Origin of the sequence: Roseibium algicola (assembly GCF_001999245.1) — a bacterium.
Classification (GTDB): Bacteria; Pseudomonadota; Alphaproteobacteria; order Rhizobiales; family Stappiaceae; genus Roseibium; species Roseibium algicola.
In genome coordinates this window covers 995077-1011618 of the sequence record NZ_CP019630.1, presented here as the reverse complement: position 1 = coordinate 1011618, position 16542 = coordinate 995077, and the positions used below count along the sequence as shown (strand labels likewise).

The following is a 16542-nucleotide window of genomic DNA, read 5'->3' as shown; positions in this document are numbered from 1 at the left end:
AGAGCGAACTGGACGTAACGATGACGGATGAGACCAGAACCGAGGCCGACGACGCCTATGTCCCGGCTTTCTCGGAAGCGCCTTTCGGCGCAATGCTCGGCGGCACGGCCGCCATCATGTCATCGGTCGGTACACTTTCCATCGGCGCGCTCATGATACTGATCGTCGCTGATGTCCTTGGTCGAAACTTCTTCAACGCGCCGATTACCGGCGTTGCGGAAATCGCTGCGCGCACCGTTGTTGCCATCGTCTTCCTGCAGGTTGCCGCTGCCATCTTGCAAAAGCGCCTGACCCGGGCCGATTTTCTCGTCCGGCGTCTTGAAAGCGTGTCGCCGAAAGGTGTCTGCCTGATCGAGGCCCTGTTCTCCCTCTGCGGCGTCATCGTGTTCGGTCTCATTCTCTGGGCTTCCTGGCCGAAATTCGCCAGTGCCTGGGCGACGTCCGAATTTTTCGGCGTCCAGGGCGTCTTTACCATTCCGACCTGGCCCTTCCGGGGCATAACGGTCCTGGGCTCGGCGGTGGCTGTTTTGGCCGCGTTCTACCGGGCGCACACAGAAATTCGCATGTTCCGGAGCTTTTCATGACGACGTTGACCATTGGCTTCCTGCTTGTCGGCGCGTTGATCGTTCTGGTTCTGCTCGGCATGCAAATAGCCTATGCGCTGTTCCTGGTGGCCTTTGCCGGGATATGGATCATCCGCAATAACATCGACCTTGCCTTCAGGATGCTGGAGCTGACCGTCTACAGCGGCATTGCCGATTATCTGTTCGCGACCATTCCCCTCTTCGTCCTGATGGGGCTGCTGGTGAGCGTTTCCAACGTCGGGCGGGACACCTTCGAAGTTGCAGAGGAACTGCTGCGCCGGGTCATCTGCGGTCTCGGGGTCGCGACTGTCGCGGCCAACACGATCTTCGCTGCGGTCACCGGCGTTTCCATTGCCTCGGCGGCGGTATTCACGCGCGTCGCAGTCCCTGAAATGGAGCGTCACGGGTATCGCCCGGCCTTTGCTGCCGGTACCGTCGCGGGCTCATCGGTACTCGGTATGCTGATCCCGCCGAGCTTGCTCCTCATTATTTATGGGGTTCTGGCAGAAGTCTCCATCGGTGGCATGTTCATCGCCGGCATCGTGCCGGGGCTGATGCTTGCCGGTGGCTTCGTGACAATGCTCGTTGCCGTCACCGTGCTGTTCCCGGGTTTCGTTCTTACCGATCCGGCTGCTGCGAAGGAGCGTCGGCGCGACAGCGCCATTGAACCGATGCCGCTTGGCCGGATGATCGCCAAGCTGGTGCCGATCATCCTGCTCGTGGTTCTGGTGCTCGGCGGACTTTATTCGGGATATTTCACACCAACAGAGGCTGGCGGTGTCGGCGCCTTCGGTGCGCTGCTGGTTGCGCTTTCACGCCGTTCCCTCAACCGCCATAACCTGTGGCGGGTGATGAAACAGACCGGCGTGATCTCGGTATCGATCCTGCTGCTGCTTGTCGCTGCCAGTTACTATTCGCGCATGTTGTCGATCGCCGGCCTTCCCAACGCCATCGCAAGCCTCGTCAACGAGACCGGCCTCGGCCCGATGGGCTTCATGGTTCTGTGCTCGGCGCTCATTCTCGTCATGGGCATGATCCTCGACAGCACGTCGATCCTCCTGATCATGGTGCCGATCGCAGCGCCCATCGCGCAGCACATGGGCATAGATCTCAGCCAGTTCGGCATCGTCATCGTGATCGCCGTTGAAATCGGCCTCCTGACGCCGCCCTTCGGCATCTCGGTGTTCACGGTGCACAATACGCTCAACGATCCGGACGTTTCCGTCGAACAGATCTTCGCGGGCACGATGCCATTCATCGCGGTCATGCTGCTGGTCTTGCTGCTCGTTATTCTTCTGCCCGGCATTGCGACCTTGTTCTTGTGATGGAAAAAACAATGCGAGGATCTTCCGTTTGTCCAGGCAACGCCTTCTTTCTCGGCCCTGAGACCGAACGACCTCGTTGGTGACAGCCTTTTTGACAAGACACATTGATTAGGCGGTGCAGCCTACTGGCTGGTGATCCTCCGGAGGATGGTCAAGACACGTCCTCTATTCTGCTTACGCCATGCGGGGCGCAAAGTTCGGCAAGTACCGTGTGGATACGCGCGATGATTTCAGCCCGCGGCGATACGATCCGCTCAACGATGCCGATTTGCCTTGTCACTTGCGGATTGCCGAAAGGGAGTTTTGTCAGCCGCTGGTGATCCGGTTCCTGCAAGGCGACATGCGGTACAACGGAAACGCCCATGCCTTGCCGGACACATGTCACGATGGACCCGATCGTGTCGATCTCGGCAATGTCGTTGGTAGCGATCCCCATGCGAGAGATCTCCGTGTCGATAAGGTTGGCAAGCGGCACGGCGCTGCGAAATCGAATGAACGGACAGGTGGCCAGCAGGTCGGCGGGGTCGGTGGATTTTGTGTCTTCCGGTGCGATCAGCCAGAGCGGCTCACGAAGAAAGGGGCTCCAGCGCAAGGCGGGCGGAATGCCGACATGCTCCGCGACCACTGCAGCATCGAGCCGTCCGGAAGCCACATCGGCAATCAGGGTTGAAGACAGCGAAACTCTCAGATTGGTTTTCAGATCGGGATACTGGTTTCGCATCTGGACAATGGCTCTCGGCAGCAGATTGAGTGCACTGGAACGAACAGAGCCCAGCATGAGGGTGCCGGCGAGCTTGTCTCCCCGCAGATTTGCCTTGGTATCGTCTTCGAGACGTAACATCTCCTGAGCCATTTCAAGGACTTGAAGTCCCTGCGAGGTCAACTTCGGAGGACGGGACGACCGTTCGAACAGGATGATGTTCAGTTCGACTTCCAGCGCCTGGATCTGTTGACTGACTGCCGACGGCGTCAGGTTTACGATCTCCGCCGCCTTGGTGAAGGTGCCATGGGTTGCGATAGCGACCAGGGTCTTGAGTTGACGGGTGTCCATACCTTTATCCAGTTTTTCTTAATATAAGAACCAGATTAATTCGCTTTTGTTAAGTCATTCTATCCGTTACCCAAGATGGCGGAGGAATTCAACCGTGCAAGCTGGGAGGCGGACGCGGTCACTCATCCCCTATCAAAGAACAATCACTTTCCGCTTGCGGAGAGCAGAGAGACGTACGCATGAGCAAGAAAATCCTTGTGACCGGCCCCGACCTCGACCCAAGTGCTGTCGCGCTTGTGAAAGACCACGGATACGAAACCGTTCATACTCCGGCCTATGCAGACAGTGATGTGATCTCCACGCTCCTGGTCGAGACCGGGGCGGAAGGGATCGTCTCGCGGATGGGCCGACTGGATGCCGACGTCCTTGAAAAGGCTCCAAAGCTGCGCGTCATTTCAAAGCATGGTGTTGGCGTCGACAACATCGATCTCCAGGCAGCCGCATCCCGCGGCATTCCGGTACTTGTTGCAACGGGCGCGAATGCAGTTTCAGTCGCCGAACATGCGATTGCACTCATGCTTGCCACCGTGAAGCGCATCCTGCCGCTTGACGCAGGGCTTCGTGCCGGCCGCTGGGAAAAGGCAGGTTTTCTTGGCCGCGAGCTGGCAGGAAGCCGACTGGGCTTGTTGGGGATGGGGTCTATTGCACAGGCGACAGGCCGAATTGCCAAGGGCATTGGCCTGAACCTGATCGGCTACGATCCCTATGCCGACAACGACGTATTCGAAAGACTGGGCGTAAAACGCTGCAGCTCGCTCGAAGAGCTGCTGGAACAATCCGATGTCCTCAGCCTTCATTGTCCGCTGACCGATCAGACACGCCAGATCCTGAACGCCGAAGCCATCGCGCGCATGCCGGAAGGCAGCTACGTGATCAACACGGCACGTGGTGGGCTGATTGACGAAGACGCGCTGCTCGCTGCAATTCAATCAGGTCATCTTGCAGGCGCGGGACTTGACACCTTTGCCGTGGAACCACCCCAGGCGAACCATCCGTTCTTCAGTGAAAACCGCATCATTGTCACTCCGCATATCGGCGGCGTCACGCGCGAAGCCGGTGCACGTGTCGGAGTGGAGGCCGTGCGCGGCATCTTCCAGGTTCTGGATGGCCAGCCTGTCGCCCGCGAACGCATAGCAAATCGTGCACTTCTGGCCGACGCCGGTGCCATGTACGCCAAAGCAGGAGAATGAACATGTCGGTTGGCTTTCGTATTTGCAGCCGAAAACAAGCTGCGCCGCTGGAACTCGTTGCTGAATTTGCCAAGCTTCCGGTTGCCAATGTCTCCGACTGCATGGGACGCCTCGCAGCCGCCGGTCCGCGCCTGCGGCCGATGCATGCCTCCGGCGGCCTGGCCGGCGTGGCGCTGACCGTCAAGAGCCGTCCGGGTGACAACCTGATGCTGCACAAGGCGATCGACCTGGCCAAACCCGGTGATGTGATCGTTGTCGATGCCGGTGGGGATCTTTCCAATGCCCTCATGGGTGAGCTGATGCTTGCCTACGCCGTCAAGCGAGGGGTTGCGGGCTTCGTCTTGAATGGCGCAATCCGCGATGTCGATGCCTTTCTCAAGACCAACCTGCCGACCTTCGCAGCGGGGGTAACCCATCGCGGCCCTTACAAGGACGGCCCGGGTGAAATCAATGTTCCGATCAGTCTGGACGGAATGGTGATCGAGCCAGGTGACATCGTGCTGGGCGATTCCGATGGCGTGCTCGCGGTTCCCCTGGATGGGGCCGAGAAAATTCTTCGTCAGACCCTGGCGAAACAGGATGCCGAAGAACGGCAGATGAAGGCAATCGCTGAAGGCAAGAACGATCGCAGCTGGGTGGACGCAGCCCTCAAGGAACGCGGTTGCGAATTTCCGGATTACTGAACAGTCTCAACAAAGGGAGGAGACAAATGCTTACTTACCTGAAGGCTTCTGCAATTGCAGGTGCGCTGGTTATGGTCGCTGGGGCTGCCATGGCCGACTATCCCGAAAAACCCATCGAGGTCATTGTCGGATATTCCGCAGGCGGCGGCACGGACGTTATGGCTCGCACCGCTGCACCGTTCATCGAAAAATACCTGGGCGAAGGGGCAAGCCTCGTCGTCAAGAACATGCCGGGTGCAAGTGGGCAGATCGGCATTACGGAAACGGCGAGATCTTCTCCGGATGGCTACACGCTCGGCACCTTCAACCTTCCGGGCATGATGGCGCGCACGATTGATCGTGAAGCGGAATATGATGCCGACAGCTTCACCTATCTCGCCAATGTGGTGAACGATCCCAACGTGATCGTCACCTCCAAGGCGAGCGGTCTCGACACGCTCGACAAGCTGATCGCGGAAGCCAAGGCCAATCCCGGGGCCATCACCGTCGGGATGTCCAGCCTCGGAGGCGATGATCACTTCGCGCTGATCAAGCTTGAAGGCCTGACCGAAACCGAGTTCACCATCGTACCGTTCAAGGGCTCCGCCCCGGCGCGAACCGCACTCATGGGCGGACACGTGGCGATGGGGATCCTCAACATTTCCGAGGTGGCCGAGTTTCAGGAAGAACTGAATGTACTTGGCGTTGCGACGCCGGAGCGCTCTGACTTTGCGCCAGACCTGCCAACCTTCAAGGAGCAGGGGCTGGACCTGATAAACGGTTCCATGCGGGGGTTCGTCGCGCCTGCCGGCCTGCCTGAGGATGTACAGGCTAAGCTTCTTGCCGCATTCGAACAGCTTGCCTCTGATCCGGAGTTCCTCAAAGCCATGAAGGAAACCGCAAATCTGGTCGAGGTGGTAACCGGGGACGATTTCAAGGCATTGACCGAGGATCTGCATACCCTTGCAAAGCAGGTCTGGGATACGACTCCCTGGAACTGATGCGCGTTGCGCGGGGCACGCCCCCGCGCGGCCTCTCTTACTCAGATAAAGCCAGTGCCATGTCCGACCATCGTACACACCGCCTTCTCCGGCCCGAGACACTGACCGCTCTTGGCATCGCCGCGGCCGCGTTTGCTTTTCTCTACCCGACCTCGACATTGAGGCCGATATCTGCCCTGCTGCCAGCCGTGATGCTGGTCGGGCTGATCATCCTCTCGCTACTGCTTCTGATCGCCGATCAACGCAAGGCGTCGGCTGGTGAAGAAACCGAGCCCATGAGCAAGTCACCCGGCCGGGTTGCAGGTGCCTTTCTGCTGATCCTTGGATATGCCTTGGCCACCGACCTGATCGGCTTTTACCCGAGCACAGCCATAACCATTCCGCTCGTTGCCTGGCTCTTCGGCTATCGCAACCCACTTGGACTTGCAGTGGCAACCCTGGTCGTCGTCGGAGCCATCTGGCTGATCTTCGATTACGGAATGTCGCAAGACTTTCCGGCAGGACGCCTCTGGCAGGAGTGATCTCAATGTACTCCGATCTTCTCAGCGCACTTCCCGAAGTTTTCGGGCTGGCCAACTTTGCCGCTGTCGTCATCGCGTGATTGCGGGCATCGTTGTCGGTGCAATGCCCGGCCTGAGCGCCACAATGGCCATCTCCGTGCTTGTGCCATTCACGTTCGGTCTCGAACCCCTGGTCGCGCTCGGTCTTATGGCCGGCATCTACAACGGTGCAATGTATGGCGGTGCCATCCCAGCAGTACTTCTGCGCATTCCCGGAACCCCCGCAGCCGTTGCGACAACGTTCGACGGTTATCCGATGGCGCAAAAGGGCGAGGGCGGATTTGCGCTGCAAGTGGCCGTCGTCTCATCTTCGATCGGAGGCATCGCAAGCGCCTTTGCCCTGATGCTGCTCGCGCCTCCGCTCTCCAAGGTCACGCTCCTGTTTGGCCCTTCGGAAGTGTTCTGGGTTGCCGTGTTCGGCCTTGCCAGCATCATCTTCCTGCTGGGAGGCAACCCGGTGAAAGGGCTGATCAGCGCCTGTTTCGGTGTCTTCGTCTCAGTGGCGGGCTCGGACCCGATCTATGGAAATGATCGTTACACTTTCGGACAGCTGGAGCTTCTGGACGGCGTCAACATCGTCATTCTGCTCGTCGGTCTCTACGCGCTGCCTCCGGTTATCGATCTGCTGGAAACGCCCTTGAAAACGGACGGCGTCAACAGTTCCAAACTGGGAACGGAGCCGATCTGGCGTGCTCTGCCTCGCATGTACCGCTTCTGGAAGACATGGATCCGTTCATCGATCATCGGGATCTGGATCGGAATTCTTCCGGGAGCCGGCGGTTCTATGGCTGCTTTCATGTCCTATAACGAAGCTCGCCGGGCCTCGAAAACACCGGATACCTGGGGCAATGGTGAACCCGAAGGCGTTGCGGCCGCGGAAACAGCAAACAATGCCGACACCGCTTCCGCGCTAATCCCGGCCCTGACACTTGGCATCCCGGGAACTGCCGTCGCTGCGGTCATGCTGGGTGGGTTGCTGGTGCATGGTCTGCAGCCGGGGCCCATGCTGTTCCGGGACAATCCGGACGTGGTATTCGGCTTCATGTGGCAGTTCCTGTTCGGCGCGATCCTTCTGGTGCTGCTTGGCGGGGCACTGGCAACGAACAGCTTTGCGCGCCTTTTGAATCTCCCGCGTCCTCTCCTGGGGTCGGTCATCATCGTCTTGATGCTGATCGGGGTCTATTCGATCCACGGACGAATGTTCGATGTCTATCTGATGCTCGGCTTCGGTGCGATCGGTTGGGTAATGGACAAGCTCAAGTTCCCGCTGCCACCGGTTGTCCTGGGTCTTATCCTGGGTGGGTTTGCCGAGGAAAACCTTCGTCTTGCCTTGCGGATCGGACGCGGCGACTGGCTGGTCCTGTTCTCGAATACAACCAGCCTGGTTCTGGTAGCCCTGACGGTCGCGGTTGTCGTCGGGCCGATGATCAAGCGGCGGATTCAAGGCGCCAAAAGGGAAGAGGCTACCAGCTGACAAGACCTTGAGTGTTTGACGGGAAACCTGCCTGAAAAATCAAGACCCCGGTGCAGAGCGATCAGCTCGCATCGGGGTTTTCTGCCTGTTCCATTCCTTTCCATGAGATCCGTTTGCTGTGGTTTCTCGTGGATCCGCCACATGTGTCTTTCGAAGGACAGACGGAGTCGCAACATGGGTAGGTTTCGACTGTTATTCGTAGCTCAGCGCATCCTTTGGAAAACAGCGGGCAAGATGGTCGATGAATGATCGGACAGCTGGCGGCAGCCCGCGCCGCGTCGTGAAGACCAGATGCACGATCCCTTTCTGACTTCGCCATTGCGGGAGGACACGCACAAGATCCCCGGTAGCCAGTTCCGCGCTGCAGACGTGGTCGGGCAATAGCGCTACACCGAGACCCTTCTTCACGGCCGTTCGTGTTGCCGAAAAATCCGCGCAGCCCATCCTGGCCTGCTTTCGAAACGCGCGGGTTTCGCCCATGTCGGTTTCGATGTTCCATTCGATTTCATCCGCGCTATCGCTCGTCGATAGCAATGGAACTTTGTCCAGGTCATCGACCTCATGAACGGTCTGCGCGAGACCTGGATTTGCAACCAGAATTCTGATTGAGGTACCGATCGTACGCATTGTCAGCGAGGCATCGCTGGTCAACGCCGTACGCACACGCAAGGCGAGATCAATGCGTTCCGAGATCAGGTCCAGCGCCCGATCGGCTGCTACGAGCTGCAGCCGTACCTTGGGGTGACGAGACAGGAACTCGCTTATCAGCGGGGCAACAACCTCAACGAGGCCAGTTGGGCATCCGAAGCGGATCAGCCCGTGCGGTTCTGCCCGGGATTCCGCAACCAGGGCATGGGCGTGTTCAGCTTCCGACTGCATGCTGCGGCACCGCTCATAGAATTGCTCCCCGATGTCGGTGACCCGAAACCGCCGGCTTGATCTTTCGATCAGCCTTACGCCCAGGCGCTCTTCCAGAGCCGCTATTCGCCGGCTGAGCTTTGACTTGGGAACGCCGATCGCCCGGCCCGCCGGCGCAAATCCGCGATGCGCCACCACCTCGGCGAAATAAGCCAGGTCATTCAGGTCTTGCTGCATCGATCGTTCTTTCTATGGAACGCTAAGTGTTGAAATTGCCCACTACAGAAACGATCGTTCCATTTGCATCTTCATGTCAACGGCAATCGTGCCGTCAGACAGGAGAATGAAATGACACAGAACTTCGAGAACAAGGTTGTGGTTGTCACCGGCGGAACCAGTGGCATCGGTCTCGCGACGGCAAAAGCATTCGCATCTGCGGGGGCATCCGTCTTCATCACCGGTCGCCGCCAGGCAACTCTTGACGAAGCCGTCAAGTCCATTGGCGGGCGAACGACCGGCGTGCAGGGGGATATGTCCGTGCTTGCAGATATCGACCGGCTGTACGACGCGGTTCAGCAGCAGCACAGCCAGATTGATGTACTCTTCGCCAATGCCGGTGGAGGTGAATTTGCCCCGCTCGGCGAGATCAGCGAAGAGCACTATCAAAAGACATTCGATACCAATGTGAAAGGTGTTCTTTTCACCGTGCAAAAGGCGCTGCCGCTGCTGCGGGACGGAGCCTCGATCATCCTGACGTCTTCGACCACGGGCACCGCGGGGACACCGAACTTCAGTGTCTATTCGGCAACCAAGGCAGCAGTGCGCAATTTCGCCCGTAGCTGGATCCTCGATCTGAAGGACCGCAATATCCGGGTGAACGCCATCAGCCCCGGGCTGACCGAGACCGCCGGCCTCAACGATCTCTTCGGTGGCGGTGAGCAGGCCGAAGGTGTCAAGAACCACATCCTCGGCAATATTCCCTCGGGCCGGATCGGCCGGCCGGAAGACATCAGCAACGCAGTGCTCTTTCTTGCTTCAGAGGCATCGAGCTTCGTCAACGGCATCGAGCTGTTCGTCGATGGCGGCATGAACCAGATTTAAGTCCGCGGTTGACCAGACGGTCCGAGCCGACAACCGGTTTGGCCGTCTGGCCCACGCGCTCACTTCAATACGCTCTCAAGGAGTCTCTTCGATGGAAATCGGAATTCTGGGTGCAGCGTCGCTCGGGCAGACCCTCGCCAGCCGGCTGGCCGCTGCCGGTCACAACATCGTCCTGGCCAACAGCCGCGGGCCGGAAAGTCTGCGTGATGTCATCACGCGACTTGGGAGAGGGATTGCCGCCGGCCATGCGGCGGAGGCCATGAACAAACCGGTCGTTGTCCTGGCCATGCCATGGACGAAACTCAGCGACGTGCTTGCGCCTGATATCAATTGGGACAACCGCGTCCTGATCGACGCGACAAATATCTTCACCAGCTATGCACCGTCGTTCGAGATCGATGATCTGGGGGAAGAGACCGGCAGCGAGATTGTCGCCAGCCTGGCCCCCGGCGCTCGTGTCGTGAAGGCGTTCAACACTCTTCCTGTCGCCACAATGATCGCGCCGTTACAGGAAGACCGTTTGCGGCGAGTCCTGTTCGTGGCCGGTGACGACGAAGACGCTGTCGCCATCGCACAGCATCTGGTTTCAGACATCCATCTGCACCCGGTGTACATCGGCTCGCTGGCGACAGGCGGGAGGCTGATGGAACTCGGCGGCGCGCTGAGCGGCCTGGAACTCTTCATCGATGGCGGCAGGTGATAAAGCTGACCCGACGACCCACACGTGTGGCACCGATGACGACTCGGTCCTCGAGCACACTGATGATCTGAAGGCGATTGCTATGCAATGCTCTTTCGTCACCGCGAAAACGCGCTGAAGAGAATAAAAACTTCAACTGGAAATTTGGAAAATGGCGGAGCAGCGAGGACAAGGTCCGAACCCGGAGCCATGCGCTCAAGTAGCCGAAGGCGGTAGCGCAAGGATAGATATGGCGGAGAGAGGGGGATTCGAACCCCCGGAACGCTTGCGCGCTCAACGGTTTTCGAGACCGCCCCGTTCAACCACTCCGGCACCTCTCCGCGGTACTTGCGATAAACGGGTCTCAAGTGGCGCGGAACATAGACACACTCTGCGCGCCCTGCAAGCCCGGAAATGAGTTCTTTTTTCAGTTTGTGGATTGGGGCTGTTTTTGCCCGGTTTGTCTGCTTCCTGGGCGCGAATTTACCGCCTGCAGACGTATTTGCACGACGCGAAAAGCGGTCTGCAGGGAGCTCGGGGAAGGGGAGGAGGGAGCACCATGGAGATTCGGATTGACCGGATGTCGGCTTGCCCCGATAACGGCCGTCAACGCCGATTGGCGTATCCCTGTTTGCGGGAATCGTGGTGACCACGAGAGAAACCGCCGCGAATGCGGGGGCGCCAGGGAAACGAAAACAAGCGGTTTTGCGGCAGAAAGGCCAGATTTCCGTTTGACAACGAGAACCGGCCGACTATATTGCGCGGGCTCGAAAAGGTTCGCTTTTTCGAGTTATGTTTGTCGTTCAAGGCCTGCCGGGCTTTAAAAGCTTCACGCTCAACCCGACACAAAGACTTGTCAGCCAGGTTCAAGACCTGGAGAGACAGGCGCCTCGGTTCGACCTGAAAAGCAGCCGGTTCGATGGTTTAACAGCCCGTTCCGGTGTGTCAAAAACGAAAAGAAGGACGTGCGAGACATGTTCGCAGTGATCAAGACGGGTGGCAAGCAGTACACTGTTGCCGCCGATGACCTCCTGAAGGTCGAAAAGCTCGATGCCGAAGCCGGCAGCACCGTAACCTTTGAAGAGGTTCTGATGGTCGGCAATGGCACCGACACCACAGTTGGCGCTCCGCTTGTCGAAGGCGCAACCGTGGTTGCCGAAGTGGTCGAACAGGGCCGTAACCGCAAGGTTATCATTTTCAAGAAGCGCCGGCGTCAGAATTCCCGCCGCCGCAACGGCCATCGTCAGGCTTTCACCCTCGTGAAGGTGACCGATATCCTGACCGGTGGTGCAAAGCCGGCCAAGAAGGCAGCGCCGAAGAAGGCAGCGCCGAAGGCTGAAGAAACCGCTGAAGCCGCACCGGCTGCAGCAGAAGGCGCCGACGACCTGAAGAAACTCGATGGCGCCGGTCCGGCAGCTGTGAAGAAGCTGAACGAAGCAGGGATCACCACCTTCGCTCAGATCGCAGCAATGTCCGCTGACGACGTCGCACGCGTTGAAGAAGAAACTGGCCTGAAAGGCAAGTTCGAGCGCGGTAATTGGGTTGAGCAGGCCAAGGAACTGGCTGGCAACTAAGCCGCCGCTCCCGAACCTAAAAAGTATTCGAAGAACGAGGAGTTCTAACGATGGCACATAAAAAGGCAGGCGGCTCGTCCCGCAACGGCCGCGACTCAGCTGGCCGCCGTCTCGGCATCAAGAAATTCGGCGGGGAAGCTGTGATTCCCGGCAACATCATCGCGCGTCAGCGCGGCACTACCTGGCACCCGGGCACCGGCGTTGGTATGGGCAAGGACCATACCATCTTCGCAACCGTGGAAGGCAAGGTAGAGTTCCAGGCGAAAGCCAACAAGCGAACCTACATTAACGTGCTCCCGGTAGCGGAAGCAGCGGAGTAAAGCCGACGTGAAGTTTCGAAACGCCGGCGTCCCGTAAGACCCCGGCAATTCGAGACAGGTCAGCAATCCGACCAGTCAAGATCCAAGGGGGAGATGGGGCGCCATCTCTCCCTTGATTTGTTTTGGCTGGAGGAAAAGATGGTTGTTGAAAGTGACGGTTTATTAGACGAAAGCAGTCTGGCTGCGGCCCCATTGCCGCAGGAAGCGGTTCGTGTGCGGCTCGACAAGCCGCGTATGGACGATTTGGCCGATATGGTGTTTCTGGCCAACAACAAGAAAGTGGCGGCAAACCTTTCCACCATGCCGCATCCCTTCGCATTGGACGATGCCCGGGCGCTGGTCGCCAAGGCCGCGATCAACCAACCCCGGTCTGCTAGCTTTGCCATCCGCCTGAAGTTAACCGGCCGGCTGATCGGCATCGCGCGGTATGCCAATGTCGAGCCCGGCGGTCCGGTGCATGTCGGCTATTGGTTGGGTGAACCCTTCTGGGGCCAGGGTCTGGCGACAGAGGCGGTGCATGCACTGGTCGACCATGCCTTCACCTATCATGACATCGGCGAGCTGCAGGGATCCTGCAGGGTCACCAACCCGGCATCGCGCCGGGTGCTCGTCAAATCCGGATTTCAGTATCGCGACCAGGCCATGATCCGCTCTCTGGGGGCGGGTGGCTCGGTGCCCATCGAGCGCTATACGCTGGAGCGGGCTGTCTGGAAGTCATTGAAAAGATGGGGGCAGGGACGATGAGCATGTTGCCTGAGCTGAAAACAAGACGCCTGATCCTGCGGCCGATCGAGATGTCGGACGCCGAAGCCATGGTTGCGCTGGCGGGCAAGGATTTCGAGGTCGCCCGCTGGATGACGTCGTTCACCTGGCCTTATGAGGACGGAGCTGCGGAAGCCTTCCTGAAGACGGTGGTCGGCAAGGATCCGTTCGAAACCGAAGCGCTGTTTGCCATTACGCTCGGTGGGGTGTTCATCGGGGTGGTTGCCATCGAACCGCCGGGTGACCTGGATGATCTGCCGAACCTGCCGACACTCGGCTATTGGCTCGGTCGGGCGTTTCAGGGGCACGGCTATGCCAGCGAGGCTGTAGAGGCTGCTCTCGCCTGGGCGTTCGAAGCCTTTGAGACGGACGCCATAGCCGCGCGCGCCTTTGAGGACAACTTCCGCTCCCGCGGTCTGCTGAGGAAAATGGGTTTCAAGCCTTACTCCATGACGGAACGTTTTTCGAAGGCACTGGATCGCAGGGTTTCCAACGTGATCGTCCGCCTGGCGCGCACCGATTTCGATGCACGCAAGGAAGCGGCCTGATGCCGCCCGTTCTGAAGACCGAGCGTCTGGTCCTTCGAGCCCCGCGCCCGGAGGACCTGGATCGCTGCGCCGAGCTTCTGGGGGACTACGAAGTCGCCAAGATGCTGTCGCGGGTTACCTACCCTTACGATCTGGAGCAGGGCCGGGCTTATCTGGCGCTGTCTGTCGAGCGCTGGTCGACATGGCAGGAGGCGGAAGAACTCGGTTTCCAGATCGACTGCGACGGCCTGATGATCGGTGGCATCGGCTTCAAAAAGTTGCGGGAGACCCCGGAGATCGGCTATTGGCTGGGGCGCGCCTATTGGGGCAAGGGATATATGAGCGAAGCAGTGCAGGCGGCGGTCGCCTGGCTGTTCGGCAATACGGATCACAAGTTGGTCGCCTGCGAAGCCATGACGGATAACCCGGCTTCGCTCGGTGTTGCCCGGAAATTGGGTTTCCGGGAAGTTGGTGAAGTGGGCTGTGCCAGCGTGTCGCGAGGCTGTACGATGCCCGCCATTCGCACCGAGCTGACACGAACAGACTTTCTGAACGGCCATTGATCCGATCGGGATCCGGCCTGAAACAGGACGAAAAGAGAAAAAGAAAATGAAATTCCTAGATCAGGCCAAGATCTATGTGCGCTCTGGCAATGGCGGAGCGGGCTGCGTATCGTTCCGGCGCGAGAAATACATCGAATATGGCGGACCGGACGGTGGTGACGGCGGCAAGGGTGGTGATGTCATCATAGAATGTGTCGACGGCCTGAACACGCTTATCGACTATCGCTACAAACAGCACTTCAAGGCGGAAACCGGCATTCACGGCATGGGCCGCAACCGCACCGGCGCGCACGGCGGCGACGTTGTGCTGAAGGTTCCTGTCGGTACCCAGATCTTCGAGGAAGACAACGAGACGCTGATTGCCGACCTGACCGAGCTTGGCCAGAAGGTGATGCTTCTGAAAGGGGGCAATGGCGGCTTCGGCAACGCCCATTTCAAGTCGTCGGTCAATCAGGCGCCGCGCAGGGCCAACCCTGGTCTTGAAGGCGAGGAAAAATGGATCTGGCTGCGGCTGAAGCTGATCGCCGATGCTGGCCTGGTCGGCCTGCCCAATGCGGGCAAGTCCACCTTTCTTGCAACGGTATCGGCTGCAAAGCCGAAAATTGCCGACTATCCGTTCACGACCATTCACCCCAATCTTGGCATCGTGCAGATCGACGGTCGCAGCTTTGCCATGGCCGATATTCCCGGCTTGATCGAGGGGGCGCACGAAGGCACGGGCCTTGGCGACCGCTTCCTTGGGCATGTCGAACGCACCCGCGTTCTGCTTCATCTGGTTGACGGCTCTGGCCAGGAAGACCCGGGCGAAGCCTATCGGATCGTGCGCGGCGAGTTGGATGCCTATGGCGCCGGGCTTACGGAGAAACCCGAGATCGTGGCGCTCAGCAAGTGCGACGCTCTCAATGAAGACCTGATTGCCGAAAAGGCGGCGAGCCTCGAGGAAGCCTGTGGTCAGAAACCGCTGATCCTGTCCTCGGCCAGCGGCCTCAATGTCGACCGGGCGCTGCGCATGATCGTGCGCGCCATTGACAGGGACAAGGAAGAAGAAGCCAACCAGGTGCCTGCACCCGAACAAGAGGGCTGGCATCCCTGATGTCCCGCAGTCTGAGAGACTTCAGCCGCATCGTCGTCAAGATCGGCTCCGCCCTGCTTGTCGAGCAGGGCGAACTCAAGCGTAGCTGGCTCAACGCGCTGGTCGCCGATGTGGTCAAGCTGTCCGATGCCGGTGCGGAGGTGCTGCTAGTCTCCTCCGGATCGATTGCACTCGGCCGCGGTATTCTAGGGCTGCCGGGTGGGCCGCTGAAGCTGGAGGAAAGCCAGGCGGCGGCCGCAGCCGGTCAGATCGCGCTGGCCCAGGCCTATGCGGATGCCCTCGGCGCGCATGGCAAGAAGGCTGGTCAGATCCTGCTCACCCTTGGCGACACGGAAGAAAGGCGGCGCTATCTCAATGCGCGCGCCACTATCGGCACCTTGTTGAAACTCGGGGCCGTGCCGATCATCAACGAAAACGATTCCGTGGCGACCTCCGAGATCCGCTACGGCGACAACGACCGTTTGGCGGCGCGTGTTGCCACCATGGCCAGTGCCGACTGCCTTGTGCTTTTGTCGGATATTGACGGGCTTTATACCGCACCGCCCCAGCAGAACCCCGATGCAGTGTTCCTGCCGGAAGTGCCGCGCATTACCCATGAAATCGAATCCATGGCCGGCAGCGCCGGGTCGGAGCTTTCGCGCGGCGGCATGAAGACGAAAATCGATGCCGGCAAGATCGCGACCGCGGCCGGAACGTCGATGGTGATCACGTCCGGCAAGGAACTCAACCCGCTTCAGCGGCTGGATCAGGGCGCCCGCGGCACCTGGTTCCCGGCGCTCAGTTCACCTGCCAGTGCCCGCAAGGCCTGGATTGGCGGCCATCTGGAGCCGCGCGGTGAAATCCGGCTGGATGCAGGCGCGGTCAAGGCGATGACGTCTGGCAAGAGCCTCCTGCCTGCCGGAGTGACATCTGTATCGGGAAGTTTTTCGCGCGGCGACGCCGTGACATTGCTCAACCCGGAAGGCCGGATCATCGGCCGGGGGCTGATTGCATATGACGCGGACGAAGCGCAGTTGATTGCAGGCCGCAACAGCCGCGAGATTGAAGCCATCGTCGGCTATCCGGGCCGGGCGGAAATGATCCACCGGGACGATCTGGTTCTGGAACTGCCCGCGCTCGAGTGAGTGTGAGCGAACCGATGGATGCCTTTTGAGGCAGAACGCGCTAAAACGCGGAAAGACTGGCGGCGGTGAACGCCGCAAAACGGGAGCAAGTGAG

General features: G+C 59.5%; 18 protein-coding genes and 1 tRNA gene. 16 read left to right on the top strand and 3 right to left on the bottom strand.

Annotation, left to right across the window (positions count from 1 at the left end):
• The first annotated feature begins 20 nt into the window (after positions 1-20).
• Positions 21-584, top strand: coding sequence for a TRAP transporter small permease subunit (locus B0E33_RS04790; RefSeq protein ID WP_023001699.1), 564 nt, complete (start codon positions 21-23; stop codon positions 582-584).
• On the top strand, positions 581-1909 hold the full coding sequence (locus B0E33_RS04785) for a TRAP transporter large permease (protein ID WP_055658240.1): 1329 nt from the start codon (positions 581-583) through the stop codon (positions 1907-1909). The genes B0E33_RS04790 and B0E33_RS04785 overlap by 4 nt, the downstream gene beginning before the upstream one ends.
• Positions 1910-2060: 151 nt before the next feature.
• Here the strand turns inward: B0E33_RS04785 and B0E33_RS04780 are convergent, their stop codons facing one another.
• A complete protein-coding gene (locus B0E33_RS04780; protein WP_075281367.1) occupies positions 2061-2960 on the bottom strand; it encodes a LysR family transcriptional regulator in 900 nt (299 codons plus the stop codon).
• Positions 2961-3139: 179 nt separating this feature from the next.
• Here B0E33_RS04780 and B0E33_RS04775 point away from each other — a divergent pair, with 179 nt between their 5' ends.
• From B0E33_RS04775 to B0E33_RS04755, 5 genes are all read left to right on the top strand, one after another.
• Complete coding sequence (locus tag B0E33_RS04775; protein WP_062489886.1) at positions 3140-4150, top strand: hydroxyacid dehydrogenase; 1011 nt, start codon at positions 3140-3142, stop codon at positions 4148-4150.
• 2 nt (positions 4151-4152) lie between these two features.
• A complete protein-coding gene (locus B0E33_RS04770) occupies positions 4153-4833 on the top strand; it encodes an RraA family protein (RefSeq protein WP_173017421.1) in 681 nt (226 codons plus the stop codon).
• Between the two features lie 26 nt (positions 4834-4859).
• Positions 4860-5813 carry a Bug family tripartite tricarboxylate transporter substrate binding protein gene (locus B0E33_RS04765; RefSeq protein ID WP_077290573.1) on the top strand — a complete coding sequence of 318 codons (954 nt, stop codon included), beginning with the start codon at positions 4860-4862 and terminating at the stop codon, positions 5811-5813.
• A 59-nt stretch (positions 5814-5872) separates the two neighbouring features.
• Positions 5873-6334 carry a tripartite tricarboxylate transporter TctB family protein gene (locus B0E33_RS04760; RefSeq protein ID WP_023014641.1) on the top strand — a complete coding sequence of 154 codons (462 nt, stop codon included), beginning with the start codon at positions 5873-5875 and terminating at the stop codon, positions 6332-6334.
• A gap of 124 nt (positions 6335-6458) precedes the next feature.
• Entirely contained in the window at positions 6459-7847 is a 1389-nt protein-coding gene (locus B0E33_RS04755) for a tripartite tricarboxylate transporter permease (protein ID WP_265733516.1), read from the top strand.
• 192 nt (positions 7848-8039) lie between these two features.
• On the opposite strand, the gene B0E33_RS04750 is transcribed toward B0E33_RS04755, so the two are convergent.
• Complete coding sequence (locus B0E33_RS04750) at positions 8040-8942, bottom strand: LysR family transcriptional regulator (protein ID WP_077290572.1); 903 nt, start codon at positions 8940-8942, stop codon at positions 8040-8042.
• 111 nt (positions 8943-9053) lie between these two features.
• On the opposite strand from B0E33_RS04750, the gene B0E33_RS04745 reads away from it, so the two are divergent.
• Both B0E33_RS04745 and B0E33_RS04740 read left to right on the top strand, forming a co-directional pair.
• Entirely contained in the window at positions 9054-9806 is a 753-nt protein-coding gene (locus tag B0E33_RS04745; RefSeq protein WP_031269625.1) for an SDR family NAD(P)-dependent oxidoreductase, read from the top strand.
• Between the two features lie 91 nt (positions 9807-9897).
• Entirely contained in the window at positions 9898-10506 is a 609-nt protein-coding gene (locus B0E33_RS04740) for an NADPH-dependent F420 reductase (RefSeq protein ID WP_077290571.1), read from the top strand.
• 230 nt (positions 10507-10736) lie between these two features.
• Here B0E33_RS04740 and B0E33_RS04735 read toward each other — a convergent pair.
• Positions 10737-10826, bottom strand: a tRNA-Ser gene (locus tag B0E33_RS04735).
• 633 nt (positions 10827-11459) lie between these two features.
• On the opposite strand from B0E33_RS04735, the gene B0E33_RS04730 reads away from it, so the two are divergent.
• The 7 genes from B0E33_RS04730 (at position 11460) to proB (ending at position 16448) form a co-directional block, all read left to right on the top strand.
• A complete protein-coding gene (locus B0E33_RS04730) occupies positions 11460-12059 on the top strand; it encodes a 50S ribosomal protein L21 (protein ID WP_023014642.1) in 600 nt (199 codons plus the stop codon).
• A gap of 50 nt (positions 12060-12109) precedes the next feature.
• Complete coding sequence (gene rpmA, locus B0E33_RS04725) at positions 12110-12379, top strand: 50S ribosomal protein L27 (RefSeq protein WP_006933726.1); 270 nt, start codon at positions 12110-12112, stop codon at positions 12377-12379.
• Positions 12380-12517: 138 nt separating this feature from the next.
• Positions 12518-13123, top strand: a complete 606-nt coding sequence (locus B0E33_RS04720) for a GNAT family N-acetyltransferase (protein ID WP_031269624.1) — start codon at positions 12518-12520, stop codon at positions 13121-13123.
• Entirely contained in the window at positions 13120-13689 is a 570-nt protein-coding gene (locus B0E33_RS04715; RefSeq protein ID WP_023001686.1) for a GNAT family N-acetyltransferase, read from the top strand. The genes B0E33_RS04720 and B0E33_RS04715 overlap by 4 nt, the downstream gene beginning before the upstream one ends.
• Positions 13689-14231, top strand: a complete 543-nt coding sequence (locus tag B0E33_RS04710) for a GNAT family N-acetyltransferase (protein ID WP_077290570.1) — start codon at positions 13689-13691, stop codon at positions 14229-14231. The genes B0E33_RS04715 and B0E33_RS04710 overlap by 1 nt, the downstream gene beginning before the upstream one ends.
• 46 nt (positions 14232-14277) lie before the next feature.
• On the top strand, positions 14278-15324 hold the full coding sequence (gene obgE, locus B0E33_RS04705; protein ID WP_023001684.1) for a GTPase ObgE: 1047 nt from the start codon (positions 14278-14280) through the stop codon (positions 15322-15324).
• Positions 15324-16448: a glutamate 5-kinase gene (gene proB, locus B0E33_RS04700; RefSeq protein WP_077290569.1), complete on the top strand. Its 1125-nt coding sequence runs from the start codon at positions 15324-15326 to the stop codon at positions 16446-16448. Before obgE ends, proB begins: the two co-directional genes overlap by 1 nt.
• Positions 16449-16542 lie beyond the last annotated feature (94 nt).

What these genes read in the sequence shown, in the direction of transcription:
- B0E33_RS04790 (WP_023001699.1), top strand. Translation starts at nt 21, where the DNA reads ATGACGGATGAGACCAGAACCGAGGCCGACGACGCCTATGTCCCGGCT.
- B0E33_RS04785 (WP_055658240.1), top strand. Translation starts at nt 581, where the DNA reads ATGACGACGTTGACCATTGGCTTCCTGCTTGTCGGCGCGTTGATCGTT.
- B0E33_RS04780 (WP_075281367.1), bottom strand. Translation starts at nt 2,960, where the DNA reads ATGGACACCCGTCAACTCAAGACCCTGGTCGCTATCGCAACCCATGGC.
- B0E33_RS04775 (WP_062489886.1), top strand. Translation starts at nt 3,140, where the DNA reads ATGAGCAAGAAAATCCTTGTGACCGGCCCCGACCTCGACCCAAGTGCT.
- B0E33_RS04770 (WP_173017421.1), top strand. Translation starts at nt 4,153, where the DNA reads ATGTCGGTTGGCTTTCGTATTTGCAGCCGAAAACAAGCTGCGCCGCTG.
- B0E33_RS04765 (WP_077290573.1), top strand. Translation starts at nt 4,860, where the DNA reads ATGCTTACTTACCTGAAGGCTTCTGCAATTGCAGGTGCGCTGGTTATG.
- B0E33_RS04760 (WP_023014641.1), top strand. Translation starts at nt 5,873, where the DNA reads ATGTCCGACCATCGTACACACCGCCTTCTCCGGCCCGAGACACTGACC.
- B0E33_RS04755 (WP_265733516.1), top strand. Translation starts at nt 6,459, where the DNA reads ATGGCCATCTCCGTGCTTGTGCCATTCACGTTCGGTCTCGAACCCCTG.
- B0E33_RS04750 (WP_077290572.1), bottom strand. Translation starts at nt 8,942, where the DNA reads ATGCAGCAAGACCTGAATGACCTGGCTTATTTCGCCGAGGTGGTGGCG.
- B0E33_RS04745 (WP_031269625.1), top strand. Translation starts at nt 9,054, where the DNA reads ATGACACAGAACTTCGAGAACAAGGTTGTGGTTGTCACCGGCGGAACC.
- B0E33_RS04740 (WP_077290571.1), top strand. Translation starts at nt 9,898, where the DNA reads ATGGAAATCGGAATTCTGGGTGCAGCGTCGCTCGGGCAGACCCTCGCC.
- B0E33_RS04730 (WP_023014642.1), top strand. Translation starts at nt 11,460, where the DNA reads ATGTTCGCAGTGATCAAGACGGGTGGCAAGCAGTACACTGTTGCCGCC.
- rpmA (WP_006933726.1), top strand. Translation starts at nt 12,110, where the DNA reads ATGGCACATAAAAAGGCAGGCGGCTCGTCCCGCAACGGCCGCGACTCA.
- B0E33_RS04720 (WP_031269624.1), top strand. Translation starts at nt 12,518, where the DNA reads ATGGTTGTTGAAAGTGACGGTTTATTAGACGAAAGCAGTCTGGCTGCG.
- B0E33_RS04715 (WP_023001686.1), top strand. Translation starts at nt 13,120, where the DNA reads ATGAGCATGTTGCCTGAGCTGAAAACAAGACGCCTGATCCTGCGGCCG.
- B0E33_RS04710 (WP_077290570.1), top strand. Translation starts at nt 13,689, where the DNA reads ATGCCGCCCGTTCTGAAGACCGAGCGTCTGGTCCTTCGAGCCCCGCGC.
- obgE (WP_023001684.1), top strand. Translation starts at nt 14,278, where the DNA reads ATGAAATTCCTAGATCAGGCCAAGATCTATGTGCGCTCTGGCAATGGC.
- proB (WP_077290569.1), top strand. Translation starts at nt 15,324, where the DNA reads ATGTCCCGCAGTCTGAGAGACTTCAGCCGCATCGTCGTCAAGATCGGC.